Source organism: Sorangium sp. So ce176 (assembly GCF_051519835.1).
Taxonomy (GTDB): domain Bacteria; phylum Myxococcota_A; class Polyangia; order Polyangiales; family Polyangiaceae; genus Sorangium; species Sorangium cellulosum_G.
This window is the reverse complement of record NZ_CP150371.1, coordinates 11,795,944-11,811,199: the sequence shown is the minus strand read 5'-3', so window position 1 is coordinate 11,811,199 and position 15,256 is coordinate 11,795,944. Positions and strand designations below refer to the sequence as shown.

The following is a 15,256-nucleotide window of genomic DNA, read 5'->3' as shown; positions in this document are numbered from 1 at the left end:
TCCGGCTCGGCGCGAATCGACGTGATCCGGGCTTCGACGTCGAACCTAGTGCGCCGGCGCGGATTGCGGAACGCGCAACGGTTGCAACATACCTTTGCGTATGACGCCATGTATCGCCCCGACCTCTGCTAGCCTGGTCGCGTGGCGCTGCCCGACCTGAACCTGCTCGTGACGCTCGACGTGCTGCTCACGGAAGGCAGCGTGACCAGCGCGGCCCGACGCCTGCGCCTGAGCCCCTCGGCGATGAGCCGGGCGCTCGCGCGCCTGCGGGAGACCCTGGGCGACCCCCTGCTGGTGCGCGCTGGACGCGGCCTGGTGCCTACCCCGCGCGCGCTCGATCTGCGCGAGCGCGTGAGCCACCTGGTGCAGGGCGCCGAGGCCGTCCTGCGCCCGGCCGAGGAGCTCGACCTGAAGCGCCTGGCGCGCACCTTCACGCTGCGCACCAGCGAGGGCTTCGTCGAGAGCTTCGGTCCAGCCCTGATCGAGCGCACCGGCGCCCAGGCGCCAGGCGTCCGGCTGCGCTTCGTGTCGAAGCCCGACAAGGACAGCGCGCCGCTGCGCGCGGGCGCGGTCGACCTCGAGACGGGCGTCGTCGACGAAGACACGAGCCCCGAGCTGCGCACCCAGGCGCTGTTCCGCGACCGCTTCATCGGCGTCGTGCGCGGCGACCACCCCCTCGGCCGCGCGAAGATCACGCCCGCGCGCTACGCGGCCGGACGCCACGTCGTGTTCTCACGGCGCGGCGTGGCCAAGGGGCGCATCGACGAGAGCCTGGCCGCGCTCGGTCTGGCGCGCGAGGTGGTGACCATCGTCGGCGGGTTCGCCACGGCGATCGCCCTGGCGCGCGCGACCGACCTGATCGCCACCGTTCCGGAGCACCACACCCGGAGCCTGCGCGACGGCCTGTTCAGCTTCGCGCTGCCCTTCGCTGCGCCGGAGATCACCGTCTCGTTGCTGTGGCACCCGAGGCTGGACGCAGATCCCGCTCACCGCTGGTTGCGCGACAGCTTGCGGGAGGTCGTGGCAGGCGGGGGAGAGACGGCGGCGAAAAACGGGCGCGCCGGGCAGCGCCGCGAGCCCCAGAGGAGGCGAAAGGGCTAGATCGGCCTCGCCCGCTTCAGCCGAGCCGCGCGCTCTTGCTCCGCCTCCGCTACTTCGACGCCTGCCTGTCCTCGCAGCGCCCCAGCACGAAGATCCCGCAGACGCGCTCGTTCACGAGGCACTGCTGCCCTTCCGGGCACTGCGACGGGTCGAGCACGGACGGGTCGCACGGCCTCGCGCAGAACGGAGGCGGGCCGCGCGGGGCGTCGTAGACGCCGTTCCCATCGCGATCGAGGTAGATGGGGTTCGTGACCGCGTACGGCGCCACCGGGTACCAGTCGGGGACCGGCGGCGACGCCGTGAAGAACCGCGAGAGCGCCTCGACCTGCGTGAACGCGAGGCTCGCGACCCGGGGCAGCTGGAGCTCGCCGAACGACACCGGCAGCGCGACAGGCGTGAGGAGGTTCTCGTCGCGCAGGCCCATCGCCACCACCACGACCCAGCCGTCCGACGGCGGCGCCGGCAGCGCGAGACGCTCGTCGACGTCCACGATCGCCGACGGCCCCGCCGAGGGCTCGAGCACCCGGACCAGGCGGCCGCTCACGTAGATCTCGACGCGATCCACGCCGAACCAGCTCGCCGTCTCGATCCGCAGGTCGAGCGGCGCCGTGTCGCCCTCGACGCGCGCCACGCCGCCGAACGTCGCGCCGCCCACGCTCGCCCGGACGAACGGGCCATACGTCGCGAACGCGCTGCCCGCGCGCAGCGACGCCGTGGCCTCGGCGAGATCGATCGCCGCCGGCTGGTCGGTCCGCGAGCGGAAGTACGTGCGCGGGAAGCCCGGCTCCAGCGAGGCGCCGTGGCCATCGCTGCTCCCTACCTGCGTCGGCGAGAAGCCGTGGTCGAGGTAGCGGAACAGGTCATCGACCTGGCCCGCGTGGAAGGTGCACGGCTGATCCGCGTCCTCGGGCGGGACCGCGCCGCCCTCGCCTCCCAGGCAGAGCGCCTCCCCGTCGGCCGCGCTCCTGTCGAAGCCCCAGACGGCGTCCTGCTCCTCGGGCGTCCTCGTCAGGATCCGCTTGGTCACGCTCCAGGCGAGCGCCGAGCGGGCGCGCTGCTGGCACACAGCGTACCGCTCGCCGGGCTTGCACGCCGGCAGCGCGAGGTCGGCGCACGCCGCGCGGAGCGCCGCCTCGTCCCCCGCGGCGTCGATGCGCGACAGGCACCGGTTGAAATCGACGACCTCCTGCACGGTGGGGGTCCGGAGCAGATCGAACCGCTTCGCGTTGAACACCTCCATCGCGTCGAAGTCGCAGCTCCCCGCCTGGAACAGCGGGTTGCTCGCCTCGAGCGTGGGGATCGTCCGGTGCAGCGTGAAGGGATCGACCCCGAGCTGGTCGATGTACCCGATGAACCCGTCGCGCGGGTGCGCGACGACAACGAGCGCGTCCTCGCCCTCCGCCGCCGCGCCGCGAACGCCGTCGATCACGTCCCCGCCCGCGCGGCAGACCCAGTCGAAGACGCCGTGATCCGGCACGTCGAGCTCGTCGTAGCGGAGCGGGAAGCCGATGAAGTGCCCGAGCTCGAGCGTCGAGACCTCCGCGCCGACCGCCGTCTTCAGGCGCGTCTCGAGCCCCAGCTGCCGCACCGCGGGCTCGAGGTCCGTGTGCACGTCGTGATCGGTCGCCACCGCGACCTCGAGGCCCTCGACGACCGCCGACGTCACCCGCTCCTCGAGCGGCATGCCGCTGTCGAAGCTCGGGCGCTGGTGCAGGTGCATGTCGATCGACATCCAGCCCGTCGAGTCGACCTCGCGCGGCACGACCGCCTCGATGCGGCGCGCCTCCCCGGCGCGCACCTCGAGATCGGGCACCTCGAAGCGGCCGAACTCGGGCCCGCGCGTGACCAGGACGCTGTATCGGCCAGGCTCGACCTCGACAGCGCCCTCGCCCGTCGCCGAGCGCTCGATCTGCCGGACGCCGCTGCCGAGGCGGCCGTGGCCGAGGTAGACCCGCCGGAGGCCATCGCCCTCGCGCGGCTGCCCCGCGGCGTCGAGCGCGACGAACGTCAGCTTGGCCGGCGCGAGGCGCCCGCCCTCGTCGACGACCCGGTACGCGATGCGCGCGGGGCTCGGCAGCTCCGCCGCGACGGTCGCCGTGGCCCCGGCGCCGAGCGCCACGCGGATCGGCGCGGACAGCGCCGTGCCCTCCGGGCTCTCCGCGACGAGCAGGTAGCCGCCGGGCGCGAGCCGCGCGCGGAAGTCGCCGTCCTCGACCGGATCGAGCCCGCGATCGGCGTCGATGGAGCTGAGCAGCCCGACGTCGCCCGAGCGCGCGAGGTTCGCCTCGACCAGCTCGTCGACGCTGGCGAAGGCGACGCCCGGGTCGGGGTCGCGGAAGACGTGGACGCGCGCGTTCGGCACGGGCGCGCCTGTCGATCGCCACCGCACCGCGCCCTCGAGCGCGCCTGTCGGCGTGCCCCGGGCGTCGTGCACCACCTCGGCGACGCTCGCGATGTCGCCCTCGCCCACAGCGAAGTACCGCTCGTAGGTGAACGACCGCTTGCGATCGCACGCCTCGTCGTCGGATTCGTCGGCGAGACAGCTCCGGCCGGCGCTCAGGAACGCCGTGGCCGCGCTCGTGAAGACGGGGACGTTCACCGTGGTGGGCGGGCCGCCCGGGCTCGCCTTCGTGAAGTAGCCGTAGCTGACGTCGCCGCCCGCCGCGGCCACGAAGTCGAAGCTGAGCGGCCGCTGGAACGTGTCCCGGCCGGCGAAGAGCGCGTCGAACACCGCCCGCTCCTCGTCGAACCCGATGCCGGGGCCGAAGATGTCGTTCTGGTTGCCGAAGAAGACGAAATCGCCGGCGACGATCCCGCCCTTCCGCTCGGGGTCGCCGTTGCGGTCGTCGCCGAGGATGCCCCGGAAGATGTCCTCGGGCCCCGTGGTGTTGTCGAGCGAGAGCGGCTCGCCGCACGCGCACACGGGGCAGCCGTCGTCGCCCGCCGCGAGGCCGTCCTCGCACTCGAGCGCGCACGAGGCGACGCTCGGGCAGCCGATCGCCCTGTCGGGCAGGAGGAGCGTCGTGCGGATCGTGACGAACCGCGCGCCGGGCCGGAGGATGTAGTCGGTGCGGAAGCGCAGCTCCGGCTTGAGGCCGTCGAACAGCAGGCCGAGCAGGTCCTCCTGCGTCTTCAGCACGCCGAGCGCGTGGAAGAGGAACCCGCCGTCGCCCTCGACGCGGACGATCGCCTCCTGGCCGTCGGAGCCGTCCCTGGCCACGAAGACCTCGGTGGCGCCCGGGTCGGGCACGAGCAGGTTGGCGACAGGGAACGACTCGGCGAAGCGGTCGCGGCCCGACGCGCTCGCGAAGCGCGGATCGGGGCGGCGCAGGTCGGCGTCGACCAGCGAGCCGCCGTAGACCCCCGGCCCGGGCGAGTGGCGGGCGCCGAGGATGGCGACGCGGATCTCGTCGTTTTCCAGAAGGAAATCGCCGACATCGGCCATCGCGACAGGGCCGCCGACGAGCTCGAACCGGTTCTCGATCGGCTTGGCGCGCAGGAGGCTCGGCGATTCGCAGCCGGCCATGCCGGCAACGCCGGCCGAGCCGGCGACGGTGAGCAGCGCGAGCAGGGCGGGAGCGGAGCGGCGGGTTCGCATGGCGGCCGCTACAGGTTGAGCTGGAGCTGCAGCGCCACGGCGTCGTTCTCGAGCGCGACGCCGTGGGCCTCCTGCCGGTGGGTGAAGTCGGCCTGCGCCTTGAGCACGTTGTCGATGAAGTGGTAGCTCGCGCCGGCGGTGAGGGCCCAGCCGTCGGTCTCGTCCGAGAGGTCGAGGTTGGGGTCGAGCCACTCGAACCGCGCGCTCACGCCGAGCTTGATGCGCCGCACGAAGTAGCCGACCTCGCCGACGAGGCCGAGCGAGGTGACCGGGGCGAGCTGGCCCGTCGGCTGCGTGGGCGCGCGCTCGGGATCGCTCTGGTTCCAGAGCAGCTCGACGAGCGCGTGCGCGCCCGCGGCGTGCAGCAGGACGTCGGCGCCGACGCCGTGGATGTCGCGCGTGCCGCCGTCGCTGAAGAAGTAGCTCGCGCCCGCGCCGAGGCGGGGCCGCGAGACGGCGAGGTCCTGGATGGAGCGCGGCATGGGGCCGAGCGGCTCGGTGGCGAGCCGCGCGACGTAGGCGACGTTGTCGAAGCGGTTGCCGAGGCTCGCGGCGTTCTCGACATAGCCGGCGAAGAACTGATCCGAGCGCTGGAAGCCGTTGAACATGCCGGCGAAGTAGCTGAACGCCCGGTCGTGGAAGTGCCCCTCGACGTGCAGGCCGACCTGGCGGAAGGGCGCCATGGCGCGCACGGCGAGCGGCCTCTCGATGAGCGCGCCCTCGCCGGCGCCCGTCATGGCGGAGCGGCTGAACGGCACGTCGTGCGCGCCGAAGTAGAGGTGCGCGAACGGGAAGTGGGCGTAGCCGATCCACGCCTCGGAGAGGCGCGCCGAGGCGTCGGCGCCCCCGGCGAGCTCGCCCGAGATCGCGAACGGCACGAACCCGGCGAGCGTGCCCGCGAAGCCGACGCGCGCGCGCCGCATGCGGAACCCCTGCCCCTCGGCGACGTCGCCGGCCTGCAGGAAGGCGTCCTCGCCGGCGTACGGCGCCGCCTGCGCCTGCACGAGCACGAGCGGCGCGAGAAGGAGCCGGCCGATGCTGAGCTGGAACGGCGGGCCGGCCGCGCCGTCGGCCGCCGGCGCGGCGTCGGAGCCGGCAGGCGCCGGCGCGGCCGCGGCCGCGGGCGGCGCGGCGCCGCCGGGCGGCAGCGCGGGGGCGGCGGGCGGCAGCGTGGCGCCGGCGGGAGGGAGCGCGGCGCCGGGGGACGGGAGGGCGGCGCCGGGCGGCGACCCTGCGGGCGGTGGCGTCGCGGCGGGCGGCGCGGCCGCGGCGGGCGGCGTGGCCGCGCCGGCGGGGACGCCCGGAGCGACGGCAGCAGGGTTCGTCGCCGGGTCCTCCGGGACCGTCGGCGCGGCGGGCGGGAGCAGCGGGAGCGGGTCGGCGGCAGGAGGCTTGACCGGCAGCGGCTGGACGGGCTGCGCGCTGGCCGGCGCACACAAGAGCGCCGCCGCCAGGAGCGCAGCGGCGGCCGCGCCGCTCCCTGCCGCGCCTCCCGCGCGGCAGAGCGCCCTGGCACACCGAGCATCCGCGCCGCGACGACTCAAGGAGCAAGGTGTCATCGGCATCCGTGGCGGCCGGCGGCGAGGGTGGGAGTCGCTACGAGAGCAGCAGCGGCGCCGCTGGCAGGCGCAGCCCGTGTATCCAGAGTTCGACGGGGAGTCAACGCGCCGCCTCGCGCCGGGCGTGTTGCCCCCCCCGGCATCTTGCGATCCTCGTACACTCGTCGTCGCCGATCCCCGCGGCGATCGACGTCGTTCGCCGCCCGATCCCGACGGCGGGGCTCGCCGCGCCGCCGCGCTGGAGGCGGGCGGGCCCGACGTTCGTGCTGGGCCCGCTCCGCGCCACGTTCGCGCCGGTGGTGCTGCCGGAGCCTCCGGCGATCGGGAGCGAGCGCGGCGATCTGTCGTGAGCTCGGCGCCCGGTTCGACGGGCCAGGGGTCCGGCCAGGGGTCCGGCCAGGGGTCCGGGAGAGATTTCAACGCGAAGGCGCAGTACAGTAGAGACAATGACAATGGGCCTGATCGGCGAAAGGACCAAATTGGCCATCGACATTGGCGATCACTGGGAGGGCTCAAAGCAGAACCAGCACATGAAGGTCTGGCTGGGCGGGAAAGACATCACGAGCGTCGACGACGTGGTGTACTTGCCAACCTTCTACAACAATCTGAAGAAAGACATCGAGAAGCTAGAAAGCTACACGTACACAGACACTGACAACGACCCAAGCGACGCAGCGCTGTTCAACCACTTTGAAATGACCGACGCAGCCCAGCACAGGATCTTGGCGCTGGACCTGACCACCATGTCTGCGCGCTGCTACTACGTCTACTCTCGGAAGAGCAGTTACATTATTTTTTCCTATTGGGACGAAAGACATGAGCCCAGGAGCGAGGTGGGCAAGGTATTTCACGTCGACATCGAAAAAGAAGAGATCGTCACCATCCTTCACGAAGCATTACAGAATATTTCGACAGAGTGGTATTAGCGTCGACCTTGACCCGGCATCCTGGCCCCCGACCGAGAGGTTGCCGGCGGCGTCGACGCCAGACCGCCCGCGGCGCAGGGGGTGACGGCCGCGCCCGGCCCTCCGGGGGAGCGCGGCGATTTGCCCTTGACATCCCCGCGTCATCTTGCACCCTGGTCTCCCAGCTTTCGTTGCTTTGACTGGGCAACATCGTCTCGCGGACATCGCCAGTCCAGCTTGAGGTTGGGTCACCATCGGCGGTCTCTCCGGGAAGATGCAGGTGATGCACAACGACACGACGCCGTGTCCGAGCCTGGAGAACGCCGATGTTCAAGTCGACCCATTCACGCATCTCGCTGCTCGCCGCTCTCGGCGCGCTGGCCCTGCCGGCGATCGCCTGTGACGTCCCCGTCGAGGACCCGCTCGCCGAAGGCGAGGCGCTGGCCGAGGGCGAGCTCGGCGCGACGACGAAGGCCAGGGGCCCCGTGGCCGACTATTTCATCGCGACCCGCCAGGACACCCGAAGGTGCATTGCGCCGCTCTGCGGCGGCCATTTCGTCGCGCGCGTCAACACCAGCGTGACCCGTTGCGCCGACGGGACGTGGCAAGAGGAATGCCATATGTTCGAGCTCGATCTGTCGAAGCTCGGGCTCGATCCGTCGCTGGAGGCCAAGGCCAGCGCGGCGTTCGGCGCGGGGGACGCGCTGGTCCGCGGCGAGCTGGTGCAGGTCGAGCTCGACGAGCTGCCGGCGTATCCAGCCGACGTGCTCGTCGCCAGCGAGATCTGGATCGGCGCGACGGGCAACACGCCGGAAGGCCACTTCTCTCGCGTCGAGAACACCGGGATCGTCTGCGTGACGTATCCGTGTCCCTCCTTCTCGGAGCAGAGCCTGAACACGAACCTGAGCGGTACGCTCGACAGCATCGACCTGGCCGCGTCCGGGGGCGCCACGTCGGAGCAGGTCGAGCACGGCATGCGCGATCTCTCCGCGGGCGGTCTGCTGGTCGCCGGTCGCCACGCGGTGATCACCGGTCCGGCCGGCTCGATGAACCACCTGGACGCCACGGAGTTCTACGTGCGCTTGAGGTGAGCCGGCCGGCACGTGGAGGCCCCTCCGGCTGCCGGGGGCGCACCGGCGGACCCGCGCTCCCCTGGTCCTATCCGGCCGACAGCGCTCCCCCGGCGCGCAGCGTGATCTGCTCGTCGCCGGGCACGCCGTCGACGTCGCCCTCGGTGGAGAGCAGCACGGCCGCCGGCTCCGGCGTCGCGGCGGCCACGACGTGCCCGGCGTCGGCCCGCGCAACCGCCGTCGCCGCGGGCGTGTCCGGCGCGGGGGCGCCGACCGGCCCGGCCACGAGCGCGCCGGTCGGCTCCGGCGGCCGCGTGATGACCGGCGCGGGTGCCGGTTGGCACGTGGAGCCGCACGCGACGGCCACGAGCGGGAGGATGAGCAGGGTGGCAGAGCGCTGGTGCATGGGGAAGCTGCGCCCGGGGCCCCCGGCCACAGGATTCAGGTTGCCACGGCGAGCCTCGTGCAATCCACTTCCCTCCTGGGCCCGCGCCGAGCTACGGGGCGCTGCTCGCGCCGCGGCTCAGCACGTCGAGGTAGCTGTGCAGCCCGCGGATGTGGTTCCCGCCGTCGACGAAGATCGACTCCCCGGTGATCCATCGGGCGTCCTCGCTGCAGAGGAAGGAGACCACGGGCGCGACGTCGTCGGTCTCGCCGATGCGCCCGAGCGGCGTACGCTGGGTGAACTCCTCGGCAGACGGCCCCTTCGTGAGCCCGACGGCATCGGCGAGCGGCGTGCGGATGAGCCCCGGCGCCACAACGTTGACCCGGATGCCGTGGCGCCCGAGCTCGGAGGCGGTGACCTTGGAGAGCTGAGCGAGGCCCGCCTTGGCGGCGCAGTAGTGCGCCAGGCCGTCGGTCGCCGCCTGCTGGTTCAGCGACGAGATGTTGACGAAGGCGCCCGGCTTGCCCGCGGCGATGAGCTCGCGCGCGACCGCCTTCATGAAGAGAAAAGGGCCCTTCAGGTCGACGGCGACGACATGCTCGAAGTCCTCCTCCGGCATGTCAACGACCGCTGAGAGCGTCGCGGTACCGGCGTTGTTGACGAGGATGCCGGGCAGCCCGAAAGCGGCCTTCGCCGCCTCCACGCCGCGCGCCACGTCCTCGGCGCGGGACACGTCCCCCGCGAACGCACGCGCCCGCGCTCGCCCCTCGGCAGCTCGATTCAAGGTCTCCGCTGCCGCCTCGACCTTCGCCGCCGTCCGGCCGAAGAGCAGCACGTTCGCGCCGTCACGGAGCAAGCGCGCCGCGATCCCGAGACCGATTCCCTGTCCGCCCCCGGTCACGATTGCACAGCTCGAGATAAGCTTCATTATGCCTCCCTGCACGCAGCGTACAGGATCGGCGTGCGGGGAGGGTGCGCTGAGATCTGGGGCCGCATCTCCTCCATCAATGAGGGTCCCCCGGCGGCTCTCGGGCCGGGCAGCCCGGCGCTACCCCTTCTTCGCCCCGGCCCCGCCCGCCCCGCCCTCCGCCGAGGGCCCGATCATCCTCTCCGGCCGCACGATCGCGTCGAACGCCTCGCCTTCGAGGAGCCCGAGCGCGAGCGCCGCCTCGCGGAGCGTGGTGCCCTCGGCGTGCGCCTTCTTCGCGAGCTTCGCCGCGTTGTCGTAGCCCACGTGCGGGTTCAGCGCGGTCACCAGCATCAGGCTCTCGCGGAGGTTCCGGGCGATCCGCTCGCGGTTCGGCTCGATGCCCCGCGCGCAGTGCTCGTCGAACGACGCGCAGCCGTCGGCGAGCAGCCGGATCGACTGGAGCACGTTGTGGATGACGAGCGGCTTGTACACGTTGAGCTCGAAGTTGCCGCTCGCCCCGCCGACGCCGACAGCGACGTCGTTGCCGAGCACCTGCGCGCACAGCATCGTCAGCGCCTCGGCCTGCGTGGGGTTCACCTTGCCCGGCATGATCGAGCTGCCCGGCTCGTTCTCGGGGATCGTGATCTCGCCGATCCCGCAGCGCGGCCCGCTCGCGAGCCAGCGGACGTCGTTCGCGATCTTGAACAGGCTGCAGGCGAGCGTCTTCAGCGCGCCGTGCGCCGCGACGAGCGCGTCGTGCGACGCGAGCGCCTGGAACTTGTTCGGCGCGGTGACGAAGGGCGCCCCCGTGAGCTCGGCGATCTTCGCCGCGACCTTCGCCGGAAAATCCGGGTGGGCGTTGAGCCCCGTGCCGACCGCCGTGCCCCCGAGCGCGAGCTCGCGGAGCGGCGGGAGCGCCCGCTCGATCGCGGCGATGCCGGCGTCGAGCTGCGCCACGTAGCCGGAGAACTCCTGCCCGAGCGTCAGCGGCGTCGCGTCCTGCAGGTGCGTGCGGCCGATCTTGACGATGTCCGCGAACGCCGCGCTCTTCTGCGCCAGCGTGTCGCGGAGCCGCCGGACCTCCGGGAGCAGGCGGCGCTCGATCTGGAGCGCGGCGACGACGTGCATCGCGGTCGGGAAGACGTCGTTCGAGCTCTGCGACCGGTTCACGTCGTCGTTCGGGTGGACCGGCGACTTCGAGCCCATCACGCCGCCGCTCATCTCGATCGCGCGGTTCCCGATGACCTCGTTCACGTTCATGTTGGTCTGGGTGCCGCTCCCGGTCTGCCAGACGACCAGCGGGAAGTGGTCGTCGAGCTTGCCCTCGATCACCTCGTCGGCCGCCGCGACGATGAGCGCGCATTTCTCCGCCGGCACGAGCCCGAGGTCGCGGTTGACCAGCGCGGCCGCCTTCTTCACGGTGGCGAGCGCGGCGATCATCTCCCGCGGGAAGCGCTCGCCGCCGATCCGGAAATTTTCAAGGGAGCGCTGCGTCTGCGCCCCCCAGTAGCGATCGCCCGGGACCTCGATCGGCCCGAAGCTGTCCTTTTCGATGCGAGTCCCCATCGCCGCGTCTTAGCGGCCGCGGACCCGCCCCTCAAGCGGGGCCAGACCTGGATCTCCGGGCCCTGCGCACCCGTGCGTAAAGGCGTTCGCGCCGGGGTGCGAAGCGCGGGCCTGCTCTTGTTTTCTCGCCTTTTTTTTGCGAAGTTCCGTGCCGCACACGGGCGAGAATCACGGAGTTCAGCATGGCCGGCATGGATACTGTACCGCGGGAGCTGCTGCAGGCTGCCTACAAGCGCAATCCCATTCACCTGCTCAAGATCCCGCTTCATTTCGGCATCTGGGCCGCGGCGACGTGGGTGCTGTACGCGACGCAGCACCACCCGCTCGCCATCCCGATCGGGATCGCCTGCTCGTACCTGATCGCCAACCTCGTCCGTGGGCTCGGCGCCGTCGCGCACGACGCCGTGCACGGGAGCTGCTCGCGCTCGAAGCTCGTCTCGTACCTCATCGCCCTCGTCTGCTGGGCGCCGACGGGCATGAGCGTGACGCTGTACACGAACTACCACCTTCATCATCACAAGATCGCGAACACGTATCCTGACGTCGACAACTTCGTCGTCACGGACTACACGCGGAACCCCGTGCTGGCGAAGCTCCTCTTGCTCGCCGTCTACACGTTCGCCTATCCCCTGTACTTCCTCGGCTGCATGGCGCGGTACGTGAAGCGCCTCTCGCCGATCCAGCGCGTCAAGATGAACGTGGAGCTCCTCGGCTTCTACGGGCTCATGGCGGTCTTCTTCTGGATCATGCCGCTTCAGGTGTTCTTCTTCTTCTATGTCCTGCCGTTCATCTTCGGCGCCGTCCTCGCCAGCATGACCTCGATGATCGAGCACTACGAGATGCTCCCGGGGGAGGACGCCTACAGCTCTCGCACCTACGGGACGAAGGCGCACGTCACCAACTTCCTGTGGAACAACGTCACGTACCACAACGAGCACCACAAGTTCCCGGGCATCCCGTTCTACAACCTGCGCAGCTTCCACGTGGCGGCGTATCCCTACTACGATGAGCGGGTGAAGTCGGCCTGCCACCCGTCGATCTTCGGCATCGCGCTGGAGCTGTACGGCCGCATCCTGAAGCTCGATATCGAGAAGCTCGACGAGCGCTACAGCGGGCTCAACAAGGAAGCCGAGCGGCAGAAGATGATGGCGCTGAACGGCATCCAGCCCGGCGTGACCGCCTGATTCAGCCCGAGCGAGGCCCGGCGCGCGGGCAACGCCCTCGACATCGACGCAGAGACGATCTACCGCGCGGCCCCCGGCCGAACCGGGCGACTGGCGCAGCCGCGTGCGGCGAGCGCGAATTGCTCGGTTGATCGGCAGATGCTACGCGCATCGAATGAAGATTGCCCTCATCGGACCTGGCGGGATCGGGAGCACGTTCGCGTTTCAGCTCGCGCGAGCGGGGCACGAGGTGACGGTGGTCGCCCGTGGAAAGCGGCTCGAGCAGCTCCAGCGGGACGAGGCCATCGTGAAGGCCACCGGGGAGCGCGCTGCGGTGCGCGTGAGCGCCGCCCTCGACGCGACAGCGGCGTGGGACCTGGTGCTCGTGACGGTGCTCGCCTCCCAGGTGGACGCGGTGCTGCCCGCGCTGACCGCCAGCGCGGCGAAGAGCGTGATGTTCATGTTCAACACCTTCGAGCCGCTGCGCCGACTCCGAGATGCGGTGGGCTCGGCGCGCTTCGCCTTTGGCTTCCCCGCGATCCTCGCGACCCTCGATGACGGAAAGCTGACGTCGAAGATCGTCACCCGAGGGATGGTCACCACGGTGACGGACGAGGCCTGGGCGAAGGTCTTCACGGACGCTGGCATTCCCGCCGTCGTGCACGCCGACATGGAGAGCTGGCTCCGCACGCACGCGGCGTTCGCCGTGCCGGTGATGGTCGCCAGCGTCACGGCGCACACGCGCCAGGCGGGCCTCTCGTGGATCGAAGCGATGAACCTGGCGCGCGCCCTGGAGGAAGGGCTTCGCCTGGTGCGTCAGCTCGGAAACACCGTCACGCCGGAGCCGGTCGCGAGGCTGAGCCGCTTGCCCACGCCGGTGATCGCAACGTTCCTGTGGACGCTCAGCAGGATCGAAGCCTTGCGCAAGCTGGGCGCCGCGGGGCCCGGCGAGCCGCGCGCGCTGATCGACGCGATGGCCGCCGCGGCCCCGGGCCAGACGCCGGCGCTGCTCGCCATCAGGCCCTGAAAGGCCAGGGAGAGCAGCCGCTCGATGCGGCCGCCGGGCGAGCTCGTCAGGATGTGAAGTCCGACCGGATCCGGTGCCGGAGGCAAGCTCAGCTACACCCGCACGACCGGATCCGGTCGCAGGGAGGCAGCCAACTGCCCCGGGGAGGGCGCTCCCTCGGAGGCTGCGAAGGGGTGGCGCCGGAAGGACTCGTGGTCGCCGCTGCGCGGTTCGCGCGGCCGGCACCAGGCGCGCGCTACTGCCCGCCGGGCACGCAGATCGCCGTCGCCGTGCCGGCGCCCATGCACGAGAAGCCCGCCGCGCAGTCGGTGTTCGCGGCGCAGGGGAAGGCGCACTTGCCCACGGCCGTGTTGCACTTGTGCGTGCCGCAGACCATGTCGTTCGTACACGGGAGCGCGAGCGGGCTCGGCTGCGCCGTCGTCGCCGGGGCGGGCTGGCCCGGCTGCTGGTACTGCCCAGGCTGCTGGTATCCGGGCTGCTGGTACTGCCCGGGCTGCTGGTACTGCCCAGGCTGCTGCTGGTACCCGGGCTGCTGATAGCCCGGCTGCTGGTACTGCCCAGGCTGCTGGTACCCGGGCTGCTGGTTGTAGGCGTTGTACTGCTGGTTCGACGGGTCCTCGGCCTCGCTACCCCGGCACGCGGAGGACAGGAGCCCGAGGCCCCCGAGGGCAAGGACGGCCGCCGCGGCGGAGCGCGCGCTGGTGAACCACATGGATCGCTTCATCAAGGTCTCCCGCAGGTGCGGGGCTTTCCCCCGCGTGAGGAGCGGGCCGGTGTCGACCCGCCGCTGAGATCTGAGCCCTGGCCCCCGGAGGAGCAACCGCGGGCCCTTCGCCGGCGAGCGCCGCGCCGCGGGCCCGCTGACGCGAGCGTACCCCCGGTCGGCGGGGGCGCGCGCCTCAAAAAACGCGGCGCCGCAGCGCGCTCACCGCGGCGCCGCGTCCTTGCAGCAACGGAACCCCTGCTCGTACCCGTAGTCCTCTTCCTTGTGGAAGCCGACGGTCGGGCGGCAACGGCCGCGCATCGGGCCCCACCAGCCGCCCTTCAGCCCGCTCCGCTCCGGAGACTTGCGGCCCGGCCGGACGACCCACTCGTTGATGTTGCCGTTCAGATCGTGGACGCCAAACGGCGACACGCACGCCGGCATCGACCCCGCAGGCACGCGCTGGTCGAGCCGCTCGAGCTCCGCCTTGCACTTCGGGTGCTTCATGCACCGCTCGTAGCGGTAGAGCGACAGCTCGCGCTGGCGGAAGGGCCGGTCGATGTTGCACCGGGTCGGGTCGCGCTCGTAGCCGTACGTGTACGGGAGCATCTCCTCGCCCTCGCAGGCGAAGTTGAACTCGTCCTCGGTGCAGAGGCGCTTGCCGACGCCCTCGCACATCTTGACGGCCTCGCGCCACGAGACGAGCAGCGCGGGGAGCTCGCCCTTCCTGTTCGGCCACTCGTACCGGTCGACGCAGTAACGCATCGGCGTGCGCTTCTTCGAGAGGCACACCGTGGGCTGCTTGTACTCGAGGCAGCGCTCGCTGACGCTTGTCGTGCCCTCCACCTCGCCGTAGGGGGTCGAGCGCCTCGCCTGGTCCTTCACGAACTCCTTGTGGTGCTTCAGGCAGACCTGATCGACCAGGGGGCAGTAGTCGCCGTCGACGAGGACCATGTCGTCAGGGCACCCCTCGGAGCTGCCGGGCAGCCCGCCGTCGAGCGAGGCGGCGTCGGGCGAGCCGCCGTCGGACGAGCCGGGCGACGGCTCCGGCGTCACGTCACCCGGCGTCGCGAGCTCCGACGACGCCGCGGCGTCCGACAGCGCCGCGGCCGCGTCGTCACGTGGCGCAGGCTCCGCGTCCGCCGCCGCGCTGGCGTCCGCAGGCCCGGAGGGGGCCGCGGCGTCGGTCGCGGCGTGCTCGCGGCGATCGCAGGCGAGGGCCGCGGCCGCGAGGCCGCCGCACAGGAACACGAGGGCAGCCGCGCAGGG

General features: G+C 71.6%; 12 protein-coding genes. 5 read left to right on the top strand and 7 right to left on the bottom strand.

Features of this window, described 5'->3' with window-relative positions; translation table 11 throughout:
* Window positions 1-141 precede the first annotated feature (141 nt).
* Entirely contained in the window at window positions 142-1,101 is a 960-nt protein-coding gene (locus tag WMF42_RS44620; protein ID WP_437689378.1) for a LysR family transcriptional regulator, read from the top strand.
* Window positions 1,102-1,150: 49 nt separating this feature from the next.
* Here the strand turns inward: WMF42_RS44620 and WMF42_RS44615 are convergent, their stop codons facing one another.
* Both WMF42_RS44615 and WMF42_RS44610 read right to left on the bottom strand, forming a co-directional pair.
* A complete protein-coding gene (locus tag WMF42_RS44615; protein WP_437689376.1) occupies window positions 1,151-4,699 on the bottom strand; it encodes a PHP domain-containing protein in 3,549 nt (1,182 codons plus the stop codon).
* Window positions 4,700-4,707: 8 nt separating this feature from the next.
* Window positions 4,708-6,138 (bottom strand): porin, encoded by a 1,431-nt coding sequence (locus WMF42_RS44610; RefSeq protein WP_437689375.1) that lies wholly within the window; start codon window positions 6,136-6,138, stop codon window positions 4,708-4,710.
* 566 nt (window positions 6,139-6,704) lie between these two features.
* Here WMF42_RS44610 and WMF42_RS44605 point away from each other — a divergent pair.
* Window positions 6,705-7,184 (top strand): hypothetical protein, encoded by a 480-nt coding sequence (locus tag WMF42_RS44605; protein WP_437689373.1) that lies wholly within the window; start codon window positions 6,705-6,707, stop codon window positions 7,182-7,184.
* Between the two features lie 305 nt (window positions 7,185-7,489).
* A complete protein-coding gene (locus WMF42_RS44600; RefSeq protein WP_437689371.1) occupies window positions 7,490-8,254 on the top strand; it encodes a DUF6748 domain-containing protein in 765 nt (254 codons plus the stop codon).
* Between the two features lie 67 nt (window positions 8,255-8,321).
* Here the strand turns inward: WMF42_RS44600 and WMF42_RS44595 are convergent, their stop codons facing one another.
* The 3 genes from WMF42_RS44595 to fumC all read right to left on the bottom strand — a co-directional run bounded on the left by WMF42_RS44595 (window position 8,322) and on the right by fumC (window position 11,094).
* Window positions 8,322-8,639 (bottom strand): hypothetical protein, encoded by a 318-nt coding sequence (locus WMF42_RS44595; RefSeq protein WP_437689369.1) that lies wholly within the window; start codon window positions 8,637-8,639, stop codon window positions 8,322-8,324.
* A gap of 91 nt (window positions 8,640-8,730) precedes the next feature.
* Window positions 8,731-9,546 (bottom strand): SDR family NAD(P)-dependent oxidoreductase, encoded by an 816-nt coding sequence (locus tag WMF42_RS44590; protein WP_061615566.1) that lies wholly within the window; start codon window positions 9,544-9,546, stop codon window positions 8,731-8,733.
* A gap of 120 nt (window positions 9,547-9,666) precedes the next feature.
* Complete coding sequence (gene fumC / locus WMF42_RS44585) at window positions 9,667-11,094, bottom strand: class II fumarate hydratase (RefSeq protein WP_437689367.1); 1,428 nt, start codon at window positions 11,092-11,094, stop codon at window positions 9,667-9,669.
* Between the two features lie 191 nt (window positions 11,095-11,285).
* On the opposite strand from fumC, the gene WMF42_RS44580 reads away from it, so the two are divergent.
* On the top strand, window positions 11,286-12,278 hold the full coding sequence (locus WMF42_RS44580) for a fatty acid desaturase family protein (protein WP_233561162.1): 993 nt from the start codon (window positions 11,286-11,288) through the stop codon (window positions 12,276-12,278).
* A gap of 154 nt (window positions 12,279-12,432) precedes the next feature.
* Complete coding sequence (locus WMF42_RS44575; RefSeq protein WP_437689365.1) at window positions 12,433-13,284, top strand: ketopantoate reductase family protein; 852 nt, start codon at window positions 12,433-12,435, stop codon at window positions 13,282-13,284.
* A 235-nt stretch (window positions 13,285-13,519) separates the two neighbouring features.
* Here WMF42_RS44575 and WMF42_RS44570 read toward each other — a convergent pair whose 3' ends face one another.
* Window positions 13,520-14,008: a hypothetical protein gene (locus WMF42_RS44570; RefSeq protein ID WP_437689363.1), complete on the bottom strand. Its 489-nt coding sequence runs from the start codon at window positions 14,006-14,008 to the stop codon at window positions 13,520-13,522.
* Window positions 14,009-14,209: 201 nt separating this feature from the next.
* Window positions 14,210-15,238, bottom strand: a complete 1,029-nt coding sequence (locus WMF42_RS44565) for a formylglycine-generating enzyme family protein (RefSeq protein ID WP_061606480.1) — start codon at window positions 15,236-15,238, stop codon at window positions 14,210-14,212.
* Between the last annotated feature and the right edge of the window lie 18 nt (window positions 15,239-15,256).